Here is a 22500-nt window from a genome sequence, read left to right on the forward strand (position 1 = left end):
TTTACTATGAAAAAAATAATACTTCCGTTTTTGTTGTTCTCGATTTTGTTTTCCTGCAAAGACGATAAAGTAATAAAAACTCATGGAGCTCAAACTCCGGTTAAGAATCATGTTGTTAAAGATTCTGCTGTAAGTGATGAAGTTTTCGTTGAGGAGGATGTTAAAAACGATTTTGAAATTTTGTTGCCACGAAGTTACAGAGATGATCAAGGGAATAATCCTGCTAATTCCTTGAATAAAGACTGGATTGATTTGTTTGAGCAAAATGGAACCTATTATTTAGGAAAAACTGATTTTACGATCGAAAAAGGATATGATGAATGTGTTGGAGATTCTACAAGATCAATAGTTTCTAAAAACAAATCGATTTTGTTTATGGATTATCCGAAATTGAAGTTGGGGAAAATAAAGTCTTTGAAATTGGATAAAAATAAAATCTGGCCAGGCGAAAAAGTAACTTTGAAATTCGAAAATGCTGATTATTTTTTTAGAGCTGAAGGAAAAGTGCTTTCGACTGAAAAAAGAATTTTAGATGATAATAAAGAGGAAATTTATAAAAAAGTAGAAAACTATAAGTTGTTTTTGAAAACAAATAACGGCCCTGAAAAATTGCTTTTGCAAGTAGAGACTTTCAATGATACTTTTGTTGAATTGCTTTTTGCCGGAGATATTGATAATGATGGTAAACTGGATTTTATTTTTGGTGCCAACAGAGATTATGAAGAAAAACGCGTAATGTTATTTCTCTCTTCGAAGGCAGAAAATGAGGAACCGGTAAAAAAGGTTTCTGAAATAGTAATTCAGTTTGATTGCTAGAATCGTAAACTAAATTGATTGTTGAAAAAAATAGATTAAAATATTTGCTTAAAAATTGAGGCATTAAAAAATAAACTCAAAATGAGAATCAAACAATATAGAACTCAATTTATAAAAGAATTATCGCCTTTTTATGACGCTTATGAAGCGGAGAGTTTTTTTTATTTAATATTAGAGGACAAACATAAATTGCGTCAGATAGATTTGGCATTAAATCACGAATTGACTTTTTCGGAAAGTGATTTTGCTGTCTGGGATTTATTATTAGCGCAATTAAAAAAGGAAGTTCCTATTCAGTATTTGTTGGGGAAAACTAATTTTTACGGATTGGATTTTGAAGTGAATGAAAATGTTTTGATCCCGAGACCGGAAACCGAAGAATTGGTAGAATGGATTGTCAATGAAAATTCAAAAGTTGATAAGGCTAAAACAATTAAAATTCTGGACATAGGAACAGGGAGTGGCTGTATTGCAATTTCATTGGCAAAAAATATTCCGAATGCTCAGGTTTATGCGATGGATGTTTCTAAAAAAGCTATAGAAACAGCGAAGCGAAATGCTGTAAACAATAAAACAGATATTACTTTTATTCTTCAGGATGTTTTGAATGCAGAAGAATTGAAATGTAATTTTGATATTATAGTGTCTAATCCTCCGTATGTCCGTAATCTAGAGAAAGAAGAAATCAAGAAGAACGTGCTGGATTATGAACCACATTTAGCGCTTTTTGTAGAAGATAATGATGCCTTGGTTTTTTATCGAAAGATAGCCGCATTGGCACAAAGTAATCTGTTAGAAAACGGGCAATTGTATTTTGAAATCAATCAGTATCTTGGATGTGAAATGAAAGATTTGTTAGAAAAAATGAATTTTGAAAACATCGAATTGCGAAAAGATATCTATGATAATGACCGCATGATTTTTGGTAAGGTTTCGAAAACTTTGTAGTTTTTTTTAAAGTATTACCTGAAAGATCTTAAAAAAATGAAACTTCTAATCTAGCCCCGATTGCAGTGGAAATCCTTTTATTTTTTTTCTTTAAAAAAATAAAAGATTGAAATGAAAAGCGGGACAAGTGGTCTTTTGAATGATTGATTTCTACTTCAAATATTTAAGAAACCGAAAAATGGAAAACTGTGACTGAAAACTGAAAACTATTCGTAACGCAAAGCTTCGATAGGATCTAGTTTTGAGGCTTTTATAGCAGGATATAAACCCGAAACAATCGCAACGGTAAAACTAGTTGCAAATGCTGCAAAAATAGCAACCCACGGAATCACGAATGCAAAACTCATTGCAGTTGCAATGGCAAAGCCTAAAAGTATTCCGATTATAATACCAATCAAGCCTCCAATTTGTCCTATAAGTAAAGTTTCGATAAAAAACTGAAAAGCAACTGTTGATCTTTTTGCTCCTAAAGCTTTACGAACGCCAATTTCGCGTGTACGTTCTGTCACCGAAACGATCATGATATTCATTAAAGCGATTGAAGATCCTAAAATGGTAATAACGCTAATGATCCAGGATGCCCAGCCTAAATATTTTGTGATGCCCAAAATACGGTTGATTAAATCATCGCTACGGCCAATTCCGAAATTGTTGTCGCGCGTTGGGCTTAATTTTCGTACTCGTCGCATGGTGCTTGTTGCATTGTCGATGGCTTCGTCCAGCAATTCTTTTTTAGCCACCATTACGCTCATTGTATAATTGATATTTGGGGCAGTAAATAAAGAACGTGCTACCTGAATTGGAATTAAAACACGTAAATCCTGACTGTTGCCAAACGTTGATCCTTTTTCTTTTAGTACGCCAATAACTTTAAAACGCGCGCCACGAATGGAAATTATTTTATCTAGTGGATTTACATCTTTTAATAATCCTTTTTCGAAATCTGATCCTACCACACACGAATAGGTATTGTTGTCGACATCGAATTGATTGAAACTACGGCCCAGATTTATTTCTAAACCCGAGTTGGATATAAAATGTTCGTCGACACCCAAAATCTGAATTTCCGGATCGGTTTTTTTGTCTAAGTATTTTACTTCTGCCGTTCTGGTGGCTGTAAAGGATAAAGAAGTTTCGGTAAAAGGATATTTGTATTTGTTTTTGAAAGCAACAGCTTCAGGGTACGAAATAATTGGGTTTACAATTTCACGTTCGTTACTTCCTCTGTTTTTAAGGTTGTTTTCGTATTGGTTAATGTTGAAAGTATTGGCTCCCATAGAAGCGAAATTGGTCGAGATAGTATTTTCGAGTGCTGTTACAACCGTTAGGATTCCAACCAAAGCGGTAATCCCGATAGCGATAATTAATACGGTAAGAATAGTACGCAATAATTGTGTTTTGATAGAACCAAAAGCAATTCGGATATTTTCTTTAAATAATTTTAGCATCATGACCAATTTGTCACGAAAATACGTTTTTTGTTACAAGTTTGTTTTCGAACTGGCATTATTTATTTTAAAAAATAAGATATTTGCAGACGATTTAGGATTCGAAGAAAATCTAAAATCTAAATATAATTAATATAAAAGAGCTTTTGGTTTTAGAATTTTTAAAAGAATCTAAAATCAGAAGTCTAAAATCTAAAATAAAAAAGATGGCTTCAAAACCAAGCATACCACAAGGAACAAGAGATTTTTCGCCTGCAGAGGTTTCAAAACGTCAATATATTATTCAGACGATAAAAAATAATTTCGAGAAATTTGGTTTTCAGCCAATCGAAACGCCTTCGTTTGAAAATTCAGATACCTTAATGGGGAAATATGGAGAAGAAGGCGATCGTTTGATTTTTAAAATATTGAATTCGGGTAATTTTTTCTTTAATAAAAATAAAATTGAATTACCGGAATCTATAGAAGCGCTGCAAACTAATTCTGCCGAAACAATAGATTTGAATCAAAGAATTGAGCTGAATAAATTTACCGGAAAAATTTCGGAGAAAGCATTGCGTTACGATTTAACAGTTCCGTTTGCGAGATATGTGGTTCAGCACCAAAACGAAATTGAATTTCCTTTTAAAAGATATCAAATTCAACCGGTGTGGAGAGCTGATCGTCCACAAAGAGGGCGTTACAGAGAATTTTATCAATGTGATGCCGATGTTGTAGGTTCAAAGTCATTATGGCAGGAAGTAGAATTAGTTCAGTTATATGATACGGTTTTTACTTCTTTAGGTTTAGAAGGCGTAACAATCAAAATCAATAACAGAAAAATATTATCCGGAATTGCCGAAGTTATTGGAGCATCAGACAAATTGATCGATTTTACAGTAGCTCTTGATAAACTGGATAAAATTGGTGAAGATGGTGTGAAAAAAGAAATGATCGAAAAAGGTATTGATGAAAAAGCTTTGGTTAAAGTTCAGCCGCTTTTTAGTTTTACGGGATCATTTGCAGATAAAATTGCTCAGCTTTCAGATTTACTAGCAGAATCTGAGGAAGGAATGAAAGGAGTACAGGAATTGAAATTTATTTGTGACAATGTGGCAACTTTAGGTTTGGCAACAGCGACTTTAGATCTTGATGTTACTCTTGCCCGCGGATTAAATTATTATACCGGAGCTATTTTTGAAGTTGCGGCTCCAAAAACGGTGTCAATGGGTTCTATTGGCGGCGGTGGAAGATACGACGATTTGACGGGTATTTTTGGTTTAAAAAATATGAGTGGTGTTGGAATTTCTTTTGGTTTAGACCGAATTTATTTGGTTTTAGAAGAATTACAGTTATTCCCTGAAACAGTTGCAGCAACATCAAAAGCATTGTTTATCAATTACGGTGATGCCGAGGCTTTATATGCTTCGCAGGCCATCCAGAAATTGAGAAAAGAAAATATAAAAGTAGAATTGTATCCTGATAATGTAAAAGTGGGGAAACAGTTTCAATATGCAGATAAACGATTGATTCCGTTTGCAGTAATTGCAGGAGATCAGGAAATTGCTTCGAATTCTTATTCGCTTAAAAATCTGGTTTCAGGAGAGCAGATTTCTGTAGATTTTGAAGGATTGAAAAACGCTTTGTTGGCTTAATATTTTTAAAAGCAAAGTTTTTTAGCCACAGATTTACAGATTAAAATGATTTTTATTCGTGAATTCGTGGCGAAATTAACCGCAAAGACCACCAAGATTTACGCAAAGTCCGCAAAGGTTTTGAGCTTATGAAAGAATACAAAATTCACAAAGCTTTGGGGTTGATTGTGTTAATAAATTATAAGCAATTATCTTGCTAAAATCTTTTTAAATCTGCCTGAAATAGTTGCCAGAGAAGAAAAAAAACTTTTAATTTGCCGACCTTAAGTTACGGGCGTAGTTCAAGGGTAGAATAGCGGTCTCCAAAACCGTTGATGGGGGTTCGAATCCCTCCGCCCGTGCAATTAAATTATTTTTTACCGCAAAGAGCGCAAAGATTTTTATCTAAGAATATTTTAAAAAAAAAACAAAGTTCGCAAAGCTAAATCAACATAAAGCTTTGCGAACTTTTATTTGAAAAAATTAACCGCAGAGAACACAAAGTTTTTTAAATTGTAAGTTTAGTAAAAACACAAAGTTCACAATGCTTTGCGAACTTACATTGTGTAAACACAACTTAAATCTTAGTGATCTCTGCGGTAAATTTTTCTTTCTCAGAAAGCATAAAAAAAAAGCTTCGTCTCTTAAGGCGAAGCTTTTTTTAATATAAGGTAAATTTGAATTAATAATTATTTTGAGGCCGAGGCCAACCCTTAAATTCAATTTTGGTGGTAATGATTTTTGTTTTACGCTACCAAAGATAAAATAAACTATAACGTAATAGTCTTAAATTTATACTAAAATTTAATTGTATAATTTCGTTTTTTAAAAGACTAATAATTAATAAAGTGACAATTTGACATTTTATAAGATTTGGCAGTACTTTTGCAATCCAACAGAAAGAATAAAAAATGAAGTTTAAGAATATTTTTAAAAATAAAAGTGATATGACTACGGAAAATACAGAGTTCGATCAGGAATTAGATGATGCAACGTTAGAGAACAATGCAAACGGTGAACAATTAATTGTTGAAGAATTAAGTGTTGAAGAGCAATTGGCTCAAGACTTGGCAAAAGAAAAAGATAAATTCTTGAGATTATTTGCTGAATTTGAAAATTATAAAAAAAGAACTTCAAAAGAACGTATCGATTTATTTAAAACGGCAAATCAAGAGGTATTGTTAGCAATGCTTCCTGTTTTAGATGATTTTGACAGAGCAACTGTAGAAATCAACAAATCTGAAGATGAGAATTTGAAAAAAGGAGTGGAGTTAATTCACGAAAAATTGAAAAGTACTTTGGTTTCTAAAGGTTTAGAGCAAGTTGAAGTAAGAGCAGGTGATGCTTTTAATGCTGATTTTGCTGAAGCAATTACCCAAATCCCAGCTCCGTCTGATAAATTAAAAGGGAAAATTGTTGATGTTATTGAAAAAGGATACAAATTAGGAGACAAAATTATTCGTTTCCCTAAAGTGGTTATCGGAAACTAAAAAATACAGATAAAATATTCTGAAGATCAATTTTTTAAGTATTGGGATTTAGAATTTTTGATTTGCAATTTAACCTAAATTATGAAAAAAGATTTTTACGAAATACTAGGCATTTCAAAAAATGCTGATGCTGCCGAAATTAAAAAAGCTTACCGAAAAAGTGCATTGAAATATCACCCGGATAAAAATCCAGGCGACAAAGAGGCAGAAGAAAACTTTAAATTAGCCGCAGAAGCTTATGAAGTTTTAAGCGATCCTAACAAAAAAGCAAAATACGACCAGTACGGACACCAGGCATTTGATGGTTCCGGAGGATTTGGTGGTGGCCACGGCGGTATGAATATGGATGATATTTTCAGCCAGTTTGGTGATATTTTTGGTGGAGGATTTGGTGGTTTCGGTGGAGGCGGAGGCGGTGGCCCTCGTCGTGCTAAAGGAAGCAATCTTCGAATTAAAGTGAAACTTACTTTAGAAGAAATTGCAAATGGAGTTGAGAAAAAAGTAAAAGTAAAACGTAAAGTTCAGGCTAAAGGAGTAACATACAAAACATGTTCGACTTGTAACGGTCAGGGACAGGTAATGCGTGTAACCAATACTATTCTAGGAAGAATGCAATCTGCGTCAACTTGTCCTACTTGTGGCGGTTCTGGTCAGATTTTAGATAAAAGACCTTCTGAAGCAGATGCTCAGGGAATGGTTCAGGAAGACGAAACAGTATCGATCAAAATTCCTGCGGGAGTTGTTGATGGTATGCAATTGAAAGTTTCTAATAAAGGAAACGATGCTCCGGGAAATAGTATTCCAGGAGATTTAATTGTAGCGATTGAAGAACTGGAGCATGAATTCCTGAAACGTGAAGGTGAAAACGTTCACTATGATTTATACATCAGTTTCCCAGAGGCAGTCTTAGGAGTTTCTAAAGATATCGAAGCCATCAACGGAAAAGTGCGTATAAAGTTAGAAGAAGGAATTCAATCCGGAAAAATCCTAAGATTAAAAGGAAAAGGTATTCCAAGTATTAACGGTTACGGAAGTGGTGATTTACTAGTTCACGTAAATGTTTGGACTCCAAAAACGCTGAATAAAGAGCAAAAACAATTTTTTGAAAATGCTTTAAATGACGAGCACTTTATTCCAAGTCCTGAAAAATCAGAAAAATCATTTTTCGAGAAAGTAAAAGATATGTTTTCATAAGTTCCGCTTTTTCTGAAAAAGTAAATAAATTTAAAACCCATTCTATATAAAATTATAGAATGGGTTTTTTTATTAATAGTACAAAATTTCGTTAGTAATTATTTACTTTTACAGTCTTAATACCACAATGGTTAAACCAAAGCAGAAAATCTTAAATATAGCATGAGCAACTTACTCGAAGTACATAAAGTCGTAAAAAAATACGGCGATTATGTAGCGCTTAACGAAGTTTCATTAAATGTACCAAAAGGTAGTATTTATGGGCTATTAGGTCCAAATGGAGCCGGAAAAACTTCCCTTATACGTATCATCAATCAAATTACTTTACCTGATAGCGGCGAAATAATTTTAGATGGAGAAAAATTACAGCCAAAACATGTGCAGACTATTGGTTATCTTCCTGAAGAAAGAGGATTGTATACCTCGATGAAAGTTGGCGAGCAATGTTTGTATCTGGCACAAATGAAAGGACTTAGTAAAGCCGAAGCAAAAGCACAGTTAGAATACTGGTTTGAGCGTTTGGGAATTCAGGGTTGGTGGAACAAAAAAATCCAGGAACTTTCTAAAGGAATGGCACAAAAAATTCAGTTCGTAGTTTGTGTGCTGCACAAACCAAAATTGCTAATTTTTGACGAACCTTTTTCCGGATTTGATCCTGTAAATGCAAATGTGATCAAAGATGAAATTTTGGCATTAAAAGAACAAGGTGCAACAATTATTTTTTCGACTCACCGTATGGAAAGCGTTGAAGAACTTTGCGATCATATTGCTTTGATTCATAAATCGAATAAATTAATCGAAGGAAAACTAAGCGATGTTAAACGTCAGTTTAGAACCAATAGTTTTGAGGTAGGAATTTTGACCAGCAATGTCGAAGGTTTAATGTACGATATCACACAAAAGTTTACCGTTTCGCCGGCAAGTTTTAAATCCCTGAATGATGATTTAAAATTAGATATACAGATAGGAAATTCGACTCCAAATGAGTTATTGAATATTCTGACACAAAGAGGACAAGTAACCCATTTTGTAGAAAAAATACCAAGTGTAAACGATATTTTTATTCAGACAGTTACTGGATAGATTTTTAGATCCTAGACTTCTTAGATTCGTAGACTGAATCTGGAGATCTAATAAAAATCTAATAATCTAAGAAGTCTAAAAATCTAATTAATCTAAAAAATGAGCATAATTTCATTAATTATTAAAAGAGAATTCATTGCAAAAGTCCGCAATAAGTCTTTTGTTGTCATGACTTTTTTAAGTCCGTTGTTGTTTGTTGCAATCGCTGGATTTATTGGTTATTTGAGTTCGATGAAAGCTGAAACAAAAAAAATCGCCATTCACGATGAGACAGGTTTGTTTGCGAATGATTTTGTAAAACAGAATAAAAAAGAAGCAGCCTTTAAATATCTAAATCTATCTGAAATAGATACAAAAGCACTTAAAGATAGTATTACAAATGAAAATTTTGATGGTTTAATTATCATTCCAAAAACAAATAATTTAAAAGATTTAGAAAGTAAAATTGAATTTATTTCGAATAACAGTCCCAGTATTTCTTTTATCGAAAAAACACAGAATGTTATTGCAGAGAAAATTACAAAGATAAATCTCGAAACAGCAAAACTTGATACTTTAGCCATTCAAAAGGCCCAATCTTCAGTCAATATTCATTTGATAAAAGCTTCGGGAGAAGAAAGTCTAAAAGGACTAAATGAAATCAAAATAGGGATTGGTGGAGCTTTTGGTTATTTGATTATGATGTTCATTATCATTTACGGAAACATGGTGATGCGTAGTGTGATCGAAGAAAAAACAAACCGAATTATAGAAATCATTATTTCATCGGTAAAACCCTTTCAGTTAATGATTGGTAAAATCATCGGAACTTCGCTTGCGGGATTATTGCAATTTATGATTTGGGCCGTAATTGGGTTGAGTTTAATGTTTGCAGCTTCGGCATTTTTTGGTGTAAATGTTGGCCCAACAGCAAGAATTTCGCCTGAATTGATGCAATCAGCGCAAAGTGAAATGTCGGGAAGTGCTCAAATGTACATTAGCGAATTGTGGAATTTGCCTATTGCCAGTATTATAATAGGTTTTGTTATTTATTTTATTGGAGGATACTTTTTATATAGTTCATTTTACGCAGCAATTGGAGCAGCAGTTGACAATCAAACCGATTCTCAGCAATTTCTTTTGCCTATTTTAATGCCACTAATTTTAAGTGTTTATATCGGATTTTTTACGGTTGTCAATGATCCTCACGGAACAATTGCCGTGCTATTTTCAATGATTCCGTTAACTTCGCCAATTGTAATGTTAATGCGACTTCCGTTTGGAGTGCCGTGGTGGCAAATCGCAATTTCGGTATCATTATTGTTTGCTACGTTTTTCCTTGTAGTTTGGTTCGCTGCCAAAATTTATCGTATTGGTATTTTAATGTACGGCAAGAAACCAACCTGGAAGGAATTGTATAGATGGCTTAAATATTAATTTTTTAAAGTTGCTAAGGTTCTAAGGGACTAAGAAACTAAGTTTTTTAGTTTCTTTATAAATAAAAACCTTAGAGCCTTAGCAACTCAGAACCTTAGCACCTCAAAAAAAATGAGTAAAATACTAATTATAGAAGACGAAGCATCGATTAGAAGAGTTTTGGTGAAAATTTTATCAGAAGAAAATGATACGTATCAGGTAGAGGAAGCAGAAGATGGAGTTGCGGGTCTTGAAAAAATAAAAAACAACGATTACGATTTGGTTTTGTGTGATATCAAAATGCCAAAAATGGACGGTGTAGAAGTTTTAGAAGAAGCTAAAAAAATCAAACCTGAAATCCCGATGGTGATGATCTCAGGTCACGGCGATATGGAAACCGCGATTCATACCATGCGTTTGGGAGCTTTTGATTATATCTCGAAACCACCGGATTTAAATCGTTTATTGAACACCGTTCGTAACGCTTTAGATAAAAAACAACTTGTAGTTGAAAATAAAATCTTAAAGAAAAAGGTGAGCAAAAACTACGAAATGGTAGGGGAGAGCGAAGCCATCAGTCATATTAAACTAATGATTGATAAAGTTGCCCAAACAGAAGCAAGAGTTTTAATTACAGGACCAAACGGAACCGGAAAAGAATTAGTAGCGCATCAATTACATGAAAAAAGCGAACGTGCTAATTTTCCTTTAATAGAAGTAAACTGTGCTGCGATTCCTAGTGAATTGATCGAAAGTGAATTGTTTGGTCATGTAAAAGGTGCTTTTACATCAGCAGTAAAAGACCGTGCAGGAAAATTTGAGGCCGCTGATAAAGGAACTATATTTCTTGATGAAATTGGAGATATGAGTCTTTCGGCGCAAGCCAAAGTGTTACGTGCTTTGCAGGAAAGTATGATTACCAGAGTAGGAGCCGAAAAAGATATAAAAGTCGATGTTCGTGTTGTGGCTGCAACCAATAAAGATTTAAAAACAGAAATTGCCGAAGGCCGTTTCCGTGAAGATTTGTACCATCGCTTGGCCGTAATCTTAATTAAGGTTCCGCCATTAAATGAAAGACGTGACGATATTCCGGCTTTGATCAGGCATTTTGCTGCTAAAATAGCATCGGAACAAGGAAACGTGGTTAAAGTATTTTCGGCGCAAGCCATACAATTATTGCAGGAATACGATTGGACAGGAAATATCCGTGAACTTCGAAATGTAGTCGAAAGATTGATCATTTTAGGAGGAAACGAAATTTCTGAAACCGATGTAAAAATGTTTGCAAGCAAATAATGATTTTATTTTTCAATCTGAAATCTAAAATCTAAATTCTAAAATTAGAAGATGAAACTAAAAAAAATAAACGAAAAATTACAAGACGCATTAATCGAAAATGGTTTAACAGAAGCAAATGTTTTGCAGCAGGAAACTTTTTCGACGATAAAAAGTGGTGCAGATTGCATTATTCTTTCTCCGGCCGGAAGCGGAAAATCGACAACTATTGTTTTGAATGTTATTCAGCAATTGTCAGGTCATACTGAAGAATCACCACGCGCTTTGATTTTTGTTGAAGACAAAGCGAAAGTATTAGAAATGGAAGCACTTTTCGAAAAGTACGGAAAATATTCTAATCTTGAAGTTTACGGCGTACACGACAAAGGTGATACAGATTATGATAAAAATTATATTTCTACCGGAATCGATGTTTTAATTGGTACACCCAATAAATTAAGCGATATGTTTACAACCGCAGGTTATAATGTAAACCGCTTGAAAATGTTTATTATAGATGATGCTGATCCTATGTTGAAATTACGTCATGAAACTAAAATCATGCGTATTTCAAACAGTGTCACCAAAACGCAACGTCTTATTTTTGCTGAAACATTGACAGAACGCATCGAAATTCTGGCAGATAAAATGATGTTAGAGCCTTATTTATTTGATATGGATGAAGAAGGTGAAGAGGAGCTTGATGAGGAAGAAGATGACATTCAGGAAGAAGAGTAAGAAAGTCGCAGTTTTCAGTTTCAGTTTCAGTCTCAGTCTGAAAACTGTGACTGCGACTGAAAACTAAAAAATAATCTATGGAGATGCTGAAAACACTTAAATTTTTGACAATTGTGCTTCTGGCATTTTTTGTTGTTATTTATGTCTTCATTGTTTCCTATGTGTATTTCAATCAGGTTGGAATGGTTTTTCAGACTTCTCAACTTTCAAAAGATTATCAATTTGATTATCAGCAGAAATTTGAAGAAATAAATATCACATCTTTTGATGATGTAAAATTAAACGGATTATTATTTGAAGCTGAAAAATCTAAAGGTTTGATTTTTTATCTTCATGGAAATGCCGGAACATTAGAAACTTGGGGAAAGATCGCGAAAATTTATACGCGTTTAGGATATGATATTTTTATTTTAGATTATAGAAGTTTTGGTAAAAGTGAAGGTGAAATTGAAAACGAAGAACAATTGAATAAAGATGTTTCTGTTGTTTATGAAACATTAACGAAACGATATCCGGAAAATAAAATTATTATTACGGGTTACTCAATTGGCTCGGGACTTGCAACTATTTTAGCTTCAGAGAATCACCCTAAAGCTTTGATACTGCAATCTCCTTATTATAGTTTTACAGAATTGTCGAGCAGTAGAGTACGATTTTTTCCTGATTTTATGAAAAAGTTTCATTTAGAAACTTTTAGGTATCTGCCAAAAGTAAAAGCACCAATTTATATTTTTCATGGCACAGATGATCAATTAATTTCTTGCTCAAATTCAGTTCGATTGAATAAATTATTAGATTTTAAAGGGCATTTTTACGCATTAAAAGATCAAGGGCATATTGGTATGAATGAAAACAATGATTTTCAAAAACAATTAAAATTAATATTAGAATAATTATATAAAACAGAATGTTATGGGATTAATGAAAGTATATTCAGGAAGTGAAGTATTGGCACTTGCTTTACAAGAAAGATTAGAACAAGCAGGTGTAGAAACTACAAAAAAAGATAATATTCAGTCAGCTCGTTTAGGCGGTTTTGGACAATCTGATTTAGCCGTTGAGGTATTTATTCAGGAAACAGATTTTGCAAAAGCAAATCCAGTTATCGAAGAATTCAGAATGAGTATCTAAAGGAAGTTTTCAGTTTTCAGTCGCGGTTTCCAGTGGTTACTGAGACTGAAAACTGAGACTGAAAACTAAAAAATAATGCAATATAAAATGCTAGTGCTCGACATGGATGATACCTTGTTGACAGACGATCATAAAATTTCGGACCTAAATAAAAAAGTACTTCTTGAAGCGCAGGCAAAAGGCGTTCATTTAGTTTTGGCTTCAGGCAGACCAACATCTGCCATGACGGCTTATGCTAAAGAATTGCAGCTTGATTTGTACGACTCTTATATTATTTCATTTAATGGTGCTGTAATTAGTACCGTAAAAGATGATTTGGTTTTGTTCGAACAATGTTTAACACCGGAACAAATTCATGATTTATACGATTATAGTGTAAAAATGAAAACGCACATCATTACCTATATTGATGGTGAAATTGTTAGCGAAACAGATTCTGAATACATCGACATCGAAAAAGAAATCACCGGATTGCCACACAATAAAGTACCTGATTTTAAAGCAGCAGTTACCAAACCTGCAGTAAAATGTATTTTATTGGCAGAACCTTCTTATCTCAAAGAAGTTGAAGGAGATTTAAAATTGGCAATGCCACATTTAAGTGTTGCAATGTCGAAACCTTTTTTCCTGGAAGCGGCTCAAAACGGAATTGATAAAGCAGCGAGTTTAAAACTTCTGGCTGAAAAGCTAAACATTCATCAAAGTGAAATTATTGCCGTAGGAAACGCAGGAAATGATTTAACGATGATTGAATATGCCGGACTTGGAGTTTGGGTTGACAATGTAACGCCTGAATTACGGGACAGAGGAGATGTTATTGTAGCATCAAATAATAATGATGGAGTTGCTGAAGTAGTACAACGCTACATTTTAAACTAAATTATTCCTGCGATGAAAGATCCAATACAAACAGAACGTTTGATACTTAGAGAATTTATTTCTACAGATGATATTGGAATGTTCGAATTGGAATCTAATCCAAATGTGCATACCTATGTAGGGAATAAACCTATTACGCATATTGACGAAAGTCGGGCTTATATTGAATTGGTTCAGCAACAATACAAGAATTTTGGAACAGGTCGTTGGGCTGTGATCTTAAAAGAAACGAATGAGTTTATAGGCTGGTCCGGAATAAAATTTATTACCAATGAAATCAACAATCATAAAGACTTTTATGAAATAGGATATCGTTTTATCGAAAAACATTGGGGAAAAGGATACGCTACCGAAGCTGGTAAAGCTTTTATAAATCACGCTTTTAACGTAATGGAGGTAGATGCGATTTACGCGTATGCAGATGCAGGAAATGAAAACTCCAGAAGAATTCTAGAAAAGCTTGGTTTGCAATACGTAAATTCTTTTGAATATGAAGGAGAAGTGGAAGTTTGGTACGAACTAAAAAATCCAAACCTATAAAACCTAAGAAATGCGTTCCAAATCTTTGTAAACTTAATCTCGTTTAAGATTCACAAAGATTTGGAAAACAGCTCGTAGTTTTTCTAATATCTAAATATTAGATTATTTTTTAGCTACAGAAACAAAGTATTTATTTCCGTCACCCATTGTAAGTTTTACACGCTCGTCGCAAAGATCGATTGCAAAATTCGCACTTTCGTAACAAGTACAAGTAGTGTTTTTGTCTTTAGACATTTCAGTTTTACAATTGTTGTTCTTAAAAGTTGACAATTGTGGTGTGTACAAACTAACTAAATCAGTAGAAGCTGTTACTAACGAAATAATACTTGCTGAATTATTACTTGTAATTCTGTAAACAATTCTATCAGTATAGTTTACTTCATTTACAGTTACTTTACGAATATAAGTGTAAGCTGTTGAGCCTTCACCTGGTTCTTTTACTTCAAATTTAAATCCAACCGCACGAATTGCAATATCAAATTGAGATTGAGAATTTAAGCTCGCCCAAGTTGTCAATGTACTAATAGATGGAAATGGATTAGCAGCTGGAGCAGCAGTTTGCGCTTGCGAGCTAAAAATGGTTAAGAACATCAAGCAGATTGTGGGTAAAAATGCTTTCATATGGAGTTTTAATTTATAATTTTTGCCTACTCTTTCTGGTTTTCGGCCTTCCCATTTTTTATAACAACAAAACAACAACATAACGAGGGAAAAACAAAATTGTTATGCGCAAATTATTGTTTAAATAATATAATTTTTGTTCACTGCTTTTGCAGGAAGTAAAATTATTTTTAATGAACGAATTAAACAAAGCTAAATGTAAGAAAATTTCAATTTAATACGCAAAAAAATGTATTTAATCGATGATATTTGCATTTAATCGATGTTTTTGTCATTTTATTCTTATCGAAAAGAAAACATCATTTTTACTAAAACAAAATTTTCATGGCTTGTGACCGCTAATTGATAGTTTTTTATGACAGTTTAAAATATTGGTTTGCTGCAAAATATTGATATATAGTATATTATTGATTTTATTTTAAAGAATATTGTACGTAAATTTGCAAACTCTTTAAAAGAGATGTAAATATAATATCTTACTACTTAAAACGTAGTTTATTCCCATGGAAAACAGAAAAAAAGTTGCCTTTTACACGCTTGGTTGCAAACTGAATTTTTCAGAAACATCTACAATCGCCAGAAATTTTAATGACGAAGGTTTTGATCGTGTTGATTTTGAAGAAATTGCAGACATTTATGTTATCAATACATGCTCCGTTACAGAGAATGCTGATAAGCAATTTAAGCAGGTCGTAAAAAAAGCAATGAAACTTAACGATAAAGCTTTTGTAGCGGCAGTAGGCTGCTACGCACAATTAAAACCAGAAGAATTAGCTGCAGTTGATGGCGTTGATTTGGTTCTTGGTGCTACCGAAAAATTTAAAATTACCGATTATATTAATGATTTGAGTAAAAACGACATGGGTGAGGTTCACTCCTGCGAAATTGCCGAAGCCGATTTTTATGTAGGTAGTTATTCTATTGGAGACAGAACCCGCGCTTTCCTGAAGGTTCAGGACGGTTGCGATTATAAATGTACCTATTGTACGATTCCGTTAGCAAGAGGAATTTCAAGAAGTGATGCTCTTGAAAATGTATTGCAAAATGCTAAAGAGATTTCGGCTCAAAATATCAAAGAAATTGTTTTAACCGGAGTAAATATTGGTGATTACGGAAAAGGAGAATTTGGGAACAAAAAACACGAACATACTTTTCTGGATTTAGTTCAGGCTTTGGATAAGGTGGATGGAATCGAACGTTTGAGAATTTCATCAATAGAACCTAATTTATTGAAAAATGAAACAATAGAATTTGTGTCTAAAAGCAGAACCTTTGTACCTCATTTTCATATTCCGTTGCAATCAGGAAGCAATGATATTTTAAAATTAATGAAACGTCGTTATTTACGTGAAGTATATACAGAACGAGTAAACAAAATTCGCGAAGTAATGCCACACGCTTGTATTGGTGTTGATGTGATTGTTGGATTTCCCGGTGAAACCGATGAGCATTTCTTAGAAACGTATCATTTTCTTAATGAAATGGATATTTCGTACTTACACGTATTCACGTATTCTGAAAGGGACAATACCGAAGCTGCAGATATGCCAGGAAGAGTTCCGGCCAACGTAAGAGCAAAACGAAGCAAAATGCTACGCGGATTATCCGTTAAAAAACGCCGTGCTTTTTACGAAAGTCAATTGGGATCTAACAGAACGGTTTTGTTCGAAAGCGAAAATAAAGAAGGATACATTCATGGTTTTACCGAAAATTATGTAAAAGTAAAAACACCCTGGAATCCGGAGTTAGTAAATACGCTGCAAGAAATTAATTTGACTAAAATTGATGAAGATGGAAGTGTTCGTTTAGATTTTATAAAAAAATTGGCGGAAGCTTAGAATGTATTTTTAAGATATAGTATTTCGACCGAAGAAAGAAATCACACTAGAAATTCCGCAAAGAATATCCCTGATCTTTGTCGAGTCACGATTGTGATTTGTCTCTTAGCTAAAAGACAATAAAAACAAAACGCCCTTTATTAAAGAGCGTTTTTGTTTTTTACTAGTAATGCTATTTTCGTTCTACTATTTCGATTCCATTATAATTCGGTACTTTACCAATTGATGCAGAAAAATGAAAAGGATTTGTAGACTTTACTTCATCTGTCTTATTTATTGAATCAATCTTCTTTTGATTGAAGAATTCGAATATTTCCTTTTTTTCTGTAATTCCTTTCATACTTATTTTATGAGGTATAGTTTCGAAAGCATTATCTTCCCGGGATAGAGAATTCCAATCATTTTCGCTGACACCTATTCCTTCGCTTTTATGCTTATTGCTAACCATTAAAAGCGTATCATTTTTTATATTTATAACTTTAAATAAAGTTTGAAAACTCTTATTTTGGGTAGCTCTTCCGTCGGGCGTTAATAACGTTGAATCCATATTAACTTTATAAACATCTCCAACTTTAGGATTTTTAAGCAACTCATTAATATGTGTATTAGTGTTTTTAAAAGACCAAAGTGAAAATAAACCATAAATAAGTGCTAATCCCAATATAATAAAAACAGTCACAGGATTAATAAATTGAAAAAGAGAGTGTTTGCGACTGGCCTTAATGTCTTTTATACCATTCAGTATTCCAGGCGTATATTCTTTTTTATCAAAATAAGTAGCATTGACTGATTTTATTTCATGACCACATTCGGTACAATGTACACTAGTCGGACTGCCCATTGATAGAAAAGGAATGATTGCCTTAGCATATCTCGAATATAACGTTACTTCGAGGCAACCTTTTTTTAAACAAACCGGACAAGTCTCATCGCTTAATCGTTTTGAGGTTAGAGCCTTGGTAACAATGCTAATAATGTAAAACATAGTGTTGTTATTTTCGTTCTACAATTTCAATTCCATTATAATTAGGAATTTGGCCAATTGATTTGGAAAAGTGAAAAGGATTTATTGATTTTACTACATCTGTTTTGTTTATTGAATCAATTTTCTTTTGATTAAAGAATTCGTATACTTCTTTATTTTCAGTAATTCCTTTTAAACTTATTTTGTAAGGAATAGTCTCAAACGCATTGTCTTCTCGGGATAGAGAACTCCAGTCGCTTTCTTTAACGCCAATTCCTTCTGTTTTATATTTGCTGCGAACCATCAAAAGAGTGTCACTTTTTATATCTATGATTTTAAATAGGGTTTGTGATCTTTTACTTCCCATGGTATTTGCATTTAACAAAAACATAGAATCAATATTTACCTTATAAACGTCTCCAATTTTTGGATTTGCAAGCATTTCGCTGGTTTGTGCATTGGTATGTGAAACAGAGTATTGTTTTAACAAACCAAGAATAAATAATAAACCCAGCAAAATTAACAGTGACCAAGGATAAAGTAATTGCCAGAGTGTGCGCTTATGATTGGCTTTAATGTTTTTTATTGCATTAATTATTCCGGGAGAATATTTTTTTTGACCAAATGCTTCAGCAAGTAAAGGCGTATTTACTGATTTAATCTCATGACCACATTCGGTACAATGTACAGCGGTTGGTCTGCCTAGCCCAAACATAGGGATTATTGCAGCTGCATATTTCATGTATAATATAACTTCGATAGTTCCTTTTTTAGAGCAAACCGGGCAAGTCTCTTTTTCTATTAGTACCGAAGTTAAAGGCTTTGAAACAATACTGTGATAATAAAACATGACTTTTATGGATTAATTAAATATTAGTTTTTTCGATCATTTGATAAATCGTTTTTTTGAACTTTATAGTATCTACATCTAAAACTGTTGCTTCAATTTTAAATATTGATTGGATTTTGTTTTTGGTATTAAATTTCATCAACTTTTTTTGGGTACTATTTCCTATTTTATCAAAATAAGCAGGTGTTTTAACAGTAATGCAAAGTTCTTTTACCTTTGCAGAACCAAAGTAAGAACTCCCAGTTTCTAGTTCTGTTGCGCCAGTAATTTCAGTCCAGGGAACAATACCTACTCCGGTATAATCCTTATTAAAAAACTCAATGCCTTTTTCTGTAAGAGCCATTATTGCCTCATTATTTGATGCAATTTTATACTTTTTGATCGTTTCAATTAATAATATTACAAAACATATTGGCATAAAAATAACCAATTTGGGATAATAGAAATTTTCAGTAAAAAATTTTCCGGTTCCGTACCAAAATCCAAACAGGCACGATAATGTAAGCAAGCCAAAAATTATAGATTCATTTTTTAATTTTTGCTTATTTATATAGATTTTACTTGGGAACTGTATTGATTTTGTTTCCATATATTAGGCTTTTTAATTTATTTTAAAAATTTATTTCGTTTAAAAAAATGTAAATAGATATAGTTAGAAATGTGCGGCACTTTTAGATATAACTAATGATTAATTTTTATGGAGCCATCCTTCTATTACTAAATTAGTTGCAGCGTAATTTGAGCCAGAGACTGTTATTTCTGCTGGTGGCTCTGAAAAGAAATAATCCGGATATTGCGTCACAGTATTTATACTGTATGGAAGAATATCTTTATGACCATATTCTATTGAGGTATTTCCTGTTTTACTGTAGCCAATTAAATCAAAAAACAAAGGAGTTGCCGTGTCGTTTATTATGAGGGAGGCAGAGTCTTCGTTTTGGAAGTTTACAGCTAAGATAACTCCGTTTTCAAGTTTGTAAGTGGTGTTATATACCAATACATATCTGCTAACGTTTTCATTATTTTTGACTACACAAATGTTAAGGCATCCAAAAGTCATATAAATAAATAGGCCAATGGCAGGAATTAGAAATGTTAAAACAATAGTTCGCTTATACTGTGAGAAAGAAGTTATACGAAAAACTAATATTAGAATTACAACTAGTAAGCTTGAAAAAATTATGATGAAGAAAAAAAGGAGCCAGTAAGATATCATTGTTTTGAATTTTTTGGTGAAATGTCTTAATGATTTGCAACTAAAAAAATAGACTAAGTTTTACGATTTCTTTTAATCTGTTCTCTATAAGAAAACATTTAAGTCTTCAATTGCAGTATGTAACCAATGAAAGCCATTATTGTTTTAACGAGTGCAAATTTCAGATTTAAGTTTGGGAAATAAAGCCTTTAAAAGACTTACAAATGTCATTTTAGGCTATATTTTGCTTTAGAAGATGGTTATAAAAAAAGTTCTCGAAATCAGAAAACCCTTTAAAATGTGCTTTCTGATTTCGAGAACTTTGTTAAAGTTTAAATTCAATTTTTGTGGTTATTTTGCGTAAAATGAACGTTCTTTGCAGCTTTGGTTTAAAACTTTGTCAAAGTTGAAACGTTAGTTGTATTTAGAATAAATTCTATTTCTGATCTTCTAGAATTACCCATTTCAGAGAATGAATAGCAAAAACTCGCGACATTTATTTCAATTCAATTTTCTTTCGGACCAATTTTAAACTTTCGTCATTAGGATCCCTTTCCATTTTATAAACTGTTTTATTTTCAAGGAAAATACTTTTTTGTAAATCTTCAGCTGTAAATCCTTCGCAGCCAGTTGGAATTAAAAAGGATTCTATAATTTGTTTCCAGTTTGAATTTTGCAAAGAATAGGTTGTCATCGAATAAGTACATCCGTTCATAGGCGCCTGAAAGATTGAAAAATCATCTTTTCCGTCTTGGTTTAAATCTCCTTCGTTAATAAGCTGAGCTTCGCAACAGCCAATAACAATGGGTTTTAGTGCTGAATTACTAAAAGAAATCGTGTATTGGTCAGGAGTTCCGTCTTCAATAGGATTTCCTTCACCTTCTTTTGTTTTGGTAACAAACGCAAATTCATTTTTTCCGTCACCATCAAAGTCACCTTCAATTTTTTTACCTATCAAGAGTTTAATTGTTTTTTCTGCTTGAGAAGTTTTGTCTTGAAGTTTAACCGAAACAGAATCATTTTTTGATTTTTCGATTATGGGATTCTCGGATTTATTTTTTTGTGAACAGGAAATCAAAAGAAAGGCGGCGAATAATAGAATAGTTTTATGCATACTCTATTTCTGATCTTCCGGAATCACTAATTTCAACGAATTAATATAATCCGTATCAAACTCGATAACTCTGATTTTTTGCGGATTAAAACTCAATTCACCACCAAACTGACCTTTTATATCTAAAAAATCAATAGTTAATTCCTCGTCGTTTAATTCGATCAGTTTTCCTAAATAAGCTGATTTTGCTGATTTTTTCGAAATCTGAAAAATGCCGTATTTGTTATTTACATAATTCAGGATCGAATTCAAATCTCTAATCGGGATAATATCCTCAGCATTTGTTTTTAAACCTTTTAAACGAATTACTTTTTCGGTAAATGCAAGATCCTGATCTCTGTGAATGGCTTCGATATTTTTGTTCTTCAAAATCACAAATCCATCCAGTATAAAATCTTCAGGATTGTTTCGCAGTAAAATCCAGTCGTCAGAATAATCGATAAGAAATCCGGTAAAAAGTTCTTTTTTATCTGTGAATTCTATTGATATTAATTGTCTTAAATATTGTTCCATTTTATTTTTTTTAAAATTCCAAATTCCAATTCGATGAGCGGTTGGAATTTGGAATTTGAAAAGATTGAAGTTTATTTATTTTATTTTTAAGGATTAGTAGACCAAATACTGCTGTTTTTAATGAAAACGCGACGGCTTAATTTCAGCTGAGCGATAATTAATTCGGCTACATCTTCAGATTGCATTACTTTATCCGGATTTCCGTCCGTTAATTTTAAATCTAAAGCCAAATCGGTCGCAACCGTACTCGGTGTTAAAGCCGTAACACGAATATTATGTTTACGAACTTCCTGCATTAAAGAATCAGTCAATCCCAAAACGGCAAATTTCGATGCGCTGTAAGCACTTGTCAATGCATTTCCGTTTAATCCCGCTGTCGACGAAATATTGATGATATCACCAGTTTGTCTTTCGATCATATTAGGTAAAACTGCACGGGTTGTGTAGTAAGTGCCCATTAAGTTTACCTGAATAATTTTTTCCCATTCAGTTGGTTCCAATGTCATGAAATTTCCAAAAGCAGCGATTCCGGCGTTGTTGATTAAAATGTCTATGCTTTTAAACTCTGCAAAAGCTTTTTCTACAGCATTATTGATAGAATTAATATCAGAAACGTCAGCAGATAAAGCTAAGGATTTTACACCTAATGCAGCAGTTTCAGCAGCCAATTGATCAACATCTGCCTGAGTTCTTGCAACTAAAATTACGTTTACTCCTTCTTTGGCAAGTGCAATTGCAATTGCTTTTCCAATTCCTTTTCCTGCACCTGTAATTAAGGCATTTTTATTTTTTAAGTCTGTCATGATTTATTTTTTGAAATGCAAAAAGCATCATTTTAGTAACACAAAAATACAG

General features: G+C 32.9%; 23 protein-coding genes and 1 tRNA gene. 15 read left to right on the top strand and 9 right to left on the bottom strand.

The annotated features are described in order from the left end of the window. The first annotated feature begins 6 nt into the window (after positions 1–6). Together FLP_RS19805 and prmC are read left to right on the top strand one after the other, a co-directional pair. On the top strand, positions 7–816 hold the full coding sequence (locus tag FLP_RS19805) for a hypothetical protein (protein ID WP_065451233.1): 810 nt from the start codon (positions 7–9) through the stop codon (positions 814–816). Positions 817–897: 81 nt separating this feature from the next. Then, entirely contained in the window at positions 898–1764 is an 867-nt protein-coding gene (prmC, locus tag FLP_RS19810; RefSeq protein ID WP_065451234.1) for a peptide chain release factor N(5)-glutamine methyltransferase, read from the top strand. Positions 1765–1970: 206 nt separating this feature from the next. On the opposite strand, the gene FLP_RS19815 is transcribed toward prmC, so the two are convergent. Then, the gene (locus FLP_RS19815) at positions 1971–3215 is read right to left on the bottom strand and encodes an ABC transporter permease (RefSeq protein ID WP_065451235.1); all 1245 of its coding nucleotides are present in this window, start codon (positions 3213–3215) and stop codon (positions 1971–1973) included. Positions 3216–3418: 203 nt separating this feature from the next. Between FLP_RS19815 and hisS the strand changes: the two genes are divergently transcribed. From hisS to FLP_RS19875, 12 genes are all read left to right on the top strand, one after another. Next, positions 3419–4846, top strand: coding sequence for a histidine--tRNA ligase (gene hisS / locus FLP_RS19820; RefSeq protein WP_065451485.1), 1428 nt, complete (start codon positions 3419–3421; stop codon positions 4844–4846). 270 nt (positions 4847–5116) lie between these two features. Further along, positions 5117–5187 (top strand) — tRNA-Trp (locus FLP_RS19825). Positions 5188–5736: 549 nt separating this feature from the next. Next, entirely contained in the window at positions 5737–6315 is a 579-nt protein-coding gene (locus FLP_RS19830) for a nucleotide exchange factor GrpE (RefSeq protein ID WP_065451236.1), read from the top strand. An 81-nt stretch (positions 6316–6396) separates the two neighbouring features. After that, entirely contained in the window at positions 6397–7509 is a 1113-nt protein-coding gene (gene dnaJ, locus FLP_RS19835) for a molecular chaperone DnaJ (protein ID WP_065451237.1), read from the top strand. A 162-nt stretch (positions 7510–7671) separates the two neighbouring features. Continuing rightward, positions 7672–8592, top strand: coding sequence for an ABC transporter ATP-binding protein (locus FLP_RS19840; RefSeq protein ID WP_065451238.1), 921 nt, complete (start codon positions 7672–7674; stop codon positions 8590–8592). 99 nt (positions 8593–8691) lie between these two features. Further along, positions 8692–10008, top strand: coding sequence for an ABC transporter permease (locus FLP_RS19845; protein WP_065451239.1), 1317 nt, complete (start codon positions 8692–8694; stop codon positions 10006–10008). Between the two features lie 111 nt (positions 10009–10119). Continuing rightward, positions 10120–11283 (top strand): sigma-54-dependent transcriptional regulator, encoded by a 1164-nt coding sequence (locus tag FLP_RS19850; RefSeq protein WP_065451240.1) that lies wholly within the window; start codon positions 10120–10122, stop codon positions 11281–11283. 51 nt (positions 11284–11334) lie between these two features. Further along, positions 11335–12000: a DEAD/DEAH box helicase gene (locus FLP_RS19855; RefSeq protein ID WP_065451241.1), complete on the top strand. Its 666-nt coding sequence runs from the start codon at positions 11335–11337 to the stop codon at positions 11998–12000. Between the two features lie 83 nt (positions 12001–12083). Beyond that, positions 12084–12893: an alpha/beta hydrolase gene (locus tag FLP_RS19860; RefSeq protein WP_243397615.1), complete on the top strand. Its 810-nt coding sequence runs from the start codon at positions 12084–12086 to the stop codon at positions 12891–12893. Between the two features lie 19 nt (positions 12894–12912). Next, on the top strand, positions 12913–13131 hold the full coding sequence (locus tag FLP_RS19865) for a putative signal transducing protein (protein WP_065451243.1): 219 nt from the start codon (positions 12913–12915) through the stop codon (positions 13129–13131). Between the two features lie 87 nt (positions 13132–13218). Further along, positions 13219–14010, top strand: a complete 792-nt coding sequence (locus FLP_RS19870; RefSeq protein ID WP_280513379.1) for a Cof-type HAD-IIB family hydrolase — start codon at positions 13219–13221, stop codon at positions 14008–14010. 12 nt (positions 14011–14022) lie between these two features. Further along, positions 14023–14550 carry a GNAT family N-acetyltransferase gene (locus tag FLP_RS19875; RefSeq protein WP_065451245.1) on the top strand — a complete coding sequence of 176 codons (528 nt, stop codon included), beginning with the start codon at positions 14023–14025 and terminating at the stop codon, positions 14548–14550. A gap of 102 nt (positions 14551–14652) precedes the next feature. Here the strand turns inward: FLP_RS19875 and FLP_RS19880 are convergent, their stop codons facing one another. Further along, the gene (locus FLP_RS19880) at positions 14653–15171 is read right to left on the bottom strand and encodes a hypothetical protein (RefSeq protein ID WP_065451486.1); all 519 of its coding nucleotides are present in this window, start codon (positions 15169–15171) and stop codon (positions 14653–14655) included. Positions 15172–15674: 503 nt separating this feature from the next. Between FLP_RS19880 and mtaB the strand changes: the two genes are divergently transcribed. Further along, positions 15675–17009: a tRNA (N(6)-L-threonylcarbamoyladenosine(37)-C(2))-methylthiotransferase MtaB gene (mtaB, locus tag FLP_RS19885; RefSeq protein ID WP_065451246.1), complete on the top strand. Its 1335-nt coding sequence runs from the start codon at positions 15675–15677 to the stop codon at positions 17007–17009. Between the two features lie 172 nt (positions 17010–17181). Here the strand turns inward: mtaB and FLP_RS19890 are convergent, their stop codons facing one another. The 7 genes from FLP_RS19890 to FLP_RS19920 form a co-directional block, all read right to left on the bottom strand. Next, positions 17182–17994: a hypothetical protein gene (locus FLP_RS19890; RefSeq protein ID WP_065451247.1), complete on the bottom strand. Its 813-nt coding sequence runs from the start codon at positions 17992–17994 to the stop codon at positions 17182–17184. 7 nt (positions 17995–18001) lie between these two features. After that, complete coding sequence (locus FLP_RS19895; RefSeq protein ID WP_065451248.1) at positions 18002–18823, bottom strand: hypothetical protein; 822 nt, start codon at positions 18821–18823, stop codon at positions 18002–18004. A 16-nt stretch (positions 18824–18839) separates the two neighbouring features. Then, positions 18840–19412 (bottom strand): hypothetical protein, encoded by a 573-nt coding sequence (locus FLP_RS19900; protein WP_065451249.1) that lies wholly within the window; start codon positions 19410–19412, stop codon positions 18840–18842. Between the two features lie 99 nt (positions 19413–19511). After that, a complete protein-coding gene (locus FLP_RS19905) occupies positions 19512–19883 on the bottom strand; it encodes a hypothetical protein (RefSeq protein WP_065451250.1) in 372 nt (123 codons plus the stop codon). A 631-nt stretch (positions 19884–20514) separates the two neighbouring features. Beyond that, positions 20515–20976, bottom strand: a complete 462-nt coding sequence (locus FLP_RS19910) for a hypothetical protein (RefSeq protein WP_123921690.1) — start codon at positions 20974–20976, stop codon at positions 20515–20517. A gap of 159 nt (positions 20977–21135) precedes the next feature. Next, entirely contained in the window at positions 21136–21645 is a 510-nt protein-coding gene (locus FLP_RS19915) for a hypothetical protein (protein WP_065451252.1), read from the bottom strand. A gap of 86 nt (positions 21646–21731) precedes the next feature. Continuing rightward, the gene (locus FLP_RS19920; protein WP_065451253.1) at positions 21732–22448 is read right to left on the bottom strand and encodes a 3-ketoacyl-ACP reductase; all 717 of its coding nucleotides are present in this window, start codon (positions 22446–22448) and stop codon (positions 21732–21734) included. Between the last annotated feature and the right edge of the window lie 52 nt (positions 22449–22500).

The sequence above is a fragment of the Flavobacterium piscis genome (assembly GCF_001686925.1).
GTDB classification, from domain to species: Bacteria; Bacteroidota; Bacteroidia; order Flavobacteriales; family Flavobacteriaceae; genus Flavobacterium; species Flavobacterium piscis.

What these genes read in the sequence shown, in the direction of transcription:
- FLP_RS19805 (WP_065451233.1), top strand. Translation starts at nt 7, where the DNA reads ATGAAAAAAATAATACTTCCGTTTTTGTTGTTCTCGATTTTGTTTTCC.
- prmC (WP_065451234.1), top strand. Translation starts at nt 898, where the DNA reads ATGAGAATCAAACAATATAGAACTCAATTTATAAAAGAATTATCGCCT.
- FLP_RS19815 (WP_065451235.1), bottom strand. Translation starts at nt 3,215, where the DNA reads ATGATGCTAAAATTATTTAAAGAAAATATCCGAATTGCTTTTGGTTCT.
- hisS (WP_065451485.1), top strand. Translation starts at nt 3,419, where the DNA reads ATGGCTTCAAAACCAAGCATACCACAAGGAACAAGAGATTTTTCGCCT.
- FLP_RS19830 (WP_065451236.1), top strand. Translation starts at nt 5,737, where the DNA reads ATGAAGTTTAAGAATATTTTTAAAAATAAAAGTGATATGACTACGGAA.
- dnaJ (WP_065451237.1), top strand. Translation starts at nt 6,397, where the DNA reads ATGAAAAAAGATTTTTACGAAATACTAGGCATTTCAAAAAATGCTGAT.
- FLP_RS19840 (WP_065451238.1), top strand. Translation starts at nt 7,672, where the DNA reads ATGAGCAACTTACTCGAAGTACATAAAGTCGTAAAAAAATACGGCGAT.
- FLP_RS19845 (WP_065451239.1), top strand. Translation starts at nt 8,692, where the DNA reads ATGAGCATAATTTCATTAATTATTAAAAGAGAATTCATTGCAAAAGTC.
- FLP_RS19850 (WP_065451240.1), top strand. Translation starts at nt 10,120, where the DNA reads ATGAGTAAAATACTAATTATAGAAGACGAAGCATCGATTAGAAGAGTT.
- FLP_RS19855 (WP_065451241.1), top strand. Translation starts at nt 11,335, where the DNA reads ATGAAACTAAAAAAAATAAACGAAAAATTACAAGACGCATTAATCGAA.
- FLP_RS19860 (WP_243397615.1), top strand. Translation starts at nt 12,084, where the DNA reads ATGCTGAAAACACTTAAATTTTTGACAATTGTGCTTCTGGCATTTTTT.
- FLP_RS19865 (WP_065451243.1), top strand. Translation starts at nt 12,913, where the DNA reads ATGGGATTAATGAAAGTATATTCAGGAAGTGAAGTATTGGCACTTGCT.
- FLP_RS19870 (WP_280513379.1), top strand. Translation starts at nt 13,219, where the DNA reads ATGCTAGTGCTCGACATGGATGATACCTTGTTGACAGACGATCATAAA.
- FLP_RS19875 (WP_065451245.1), top strand. Translation starts at nt 14,023, where the DNA reads ATGAAAGATCCAATACAAACAGAACGTTTGATACTTAGAGAATTTATT.
- FLP_RS19880 (WP_065451486.1), bottom strand. Translation starts at nt 15,171, where the DNA reads ATGAAAGCATTTTTACCCACAATCTGCTTGATGTTCTTAACCATTTTT.
- mtaB (WP_065451246.1), top strand. Translation starts at nt 15,675, where the DNA reads ATGGAAAACAGAAAAAAAGTTGCCTTTTACACGCTTGGTTGCAAACTG.
- FLP_RS19890 (WP_065451247.1), bottom strand. Translation starts at nt 17,994, where the DNA reads ATGTTTTACATTATTAGCATTGTTACCAAGGCTCTAACCTCAAAACGA.
- FLP_RS19895 (WP_065451248.1), bottom strand. Translation starts at nt 18,823, where the DNA reads ATGTTTTATTATCACAGTATTGTTTCAAAGCCTTTAACTTCGGTACTA.
- FLP_RS19900 (WP_065451249.1), bottom strand. Translation starts at nt 19,412, where the DNA reads ATGGAAACAAAATCAATACAGTTCCCAAGTAAAATCTATATAAATAAG.
- FLP_RS19905 (WP_065451250.1), bottom strand. Translation starts at nt 19,883, where the DNA reads ATGACTTTTGGATGCCTTAACATTTGTGTAGTCAAAAATAATGAAAAC.
- FLP_RS19915 (WP_065451252.1), bottom strand. Translation starts at nt 21,645, where the DNA reads ATGGAACAATATTTAAGACAATTAATATCAATAGAATTCACAGATAAA.
- FLP_RS19920 (WP_065451253.1), bottom strand. Translation starts at nt 22,448, where the DNA reads ATGACAGACTTAAAAAATAAAAATGCCTTAATTACAGGTGCAGGAAAA.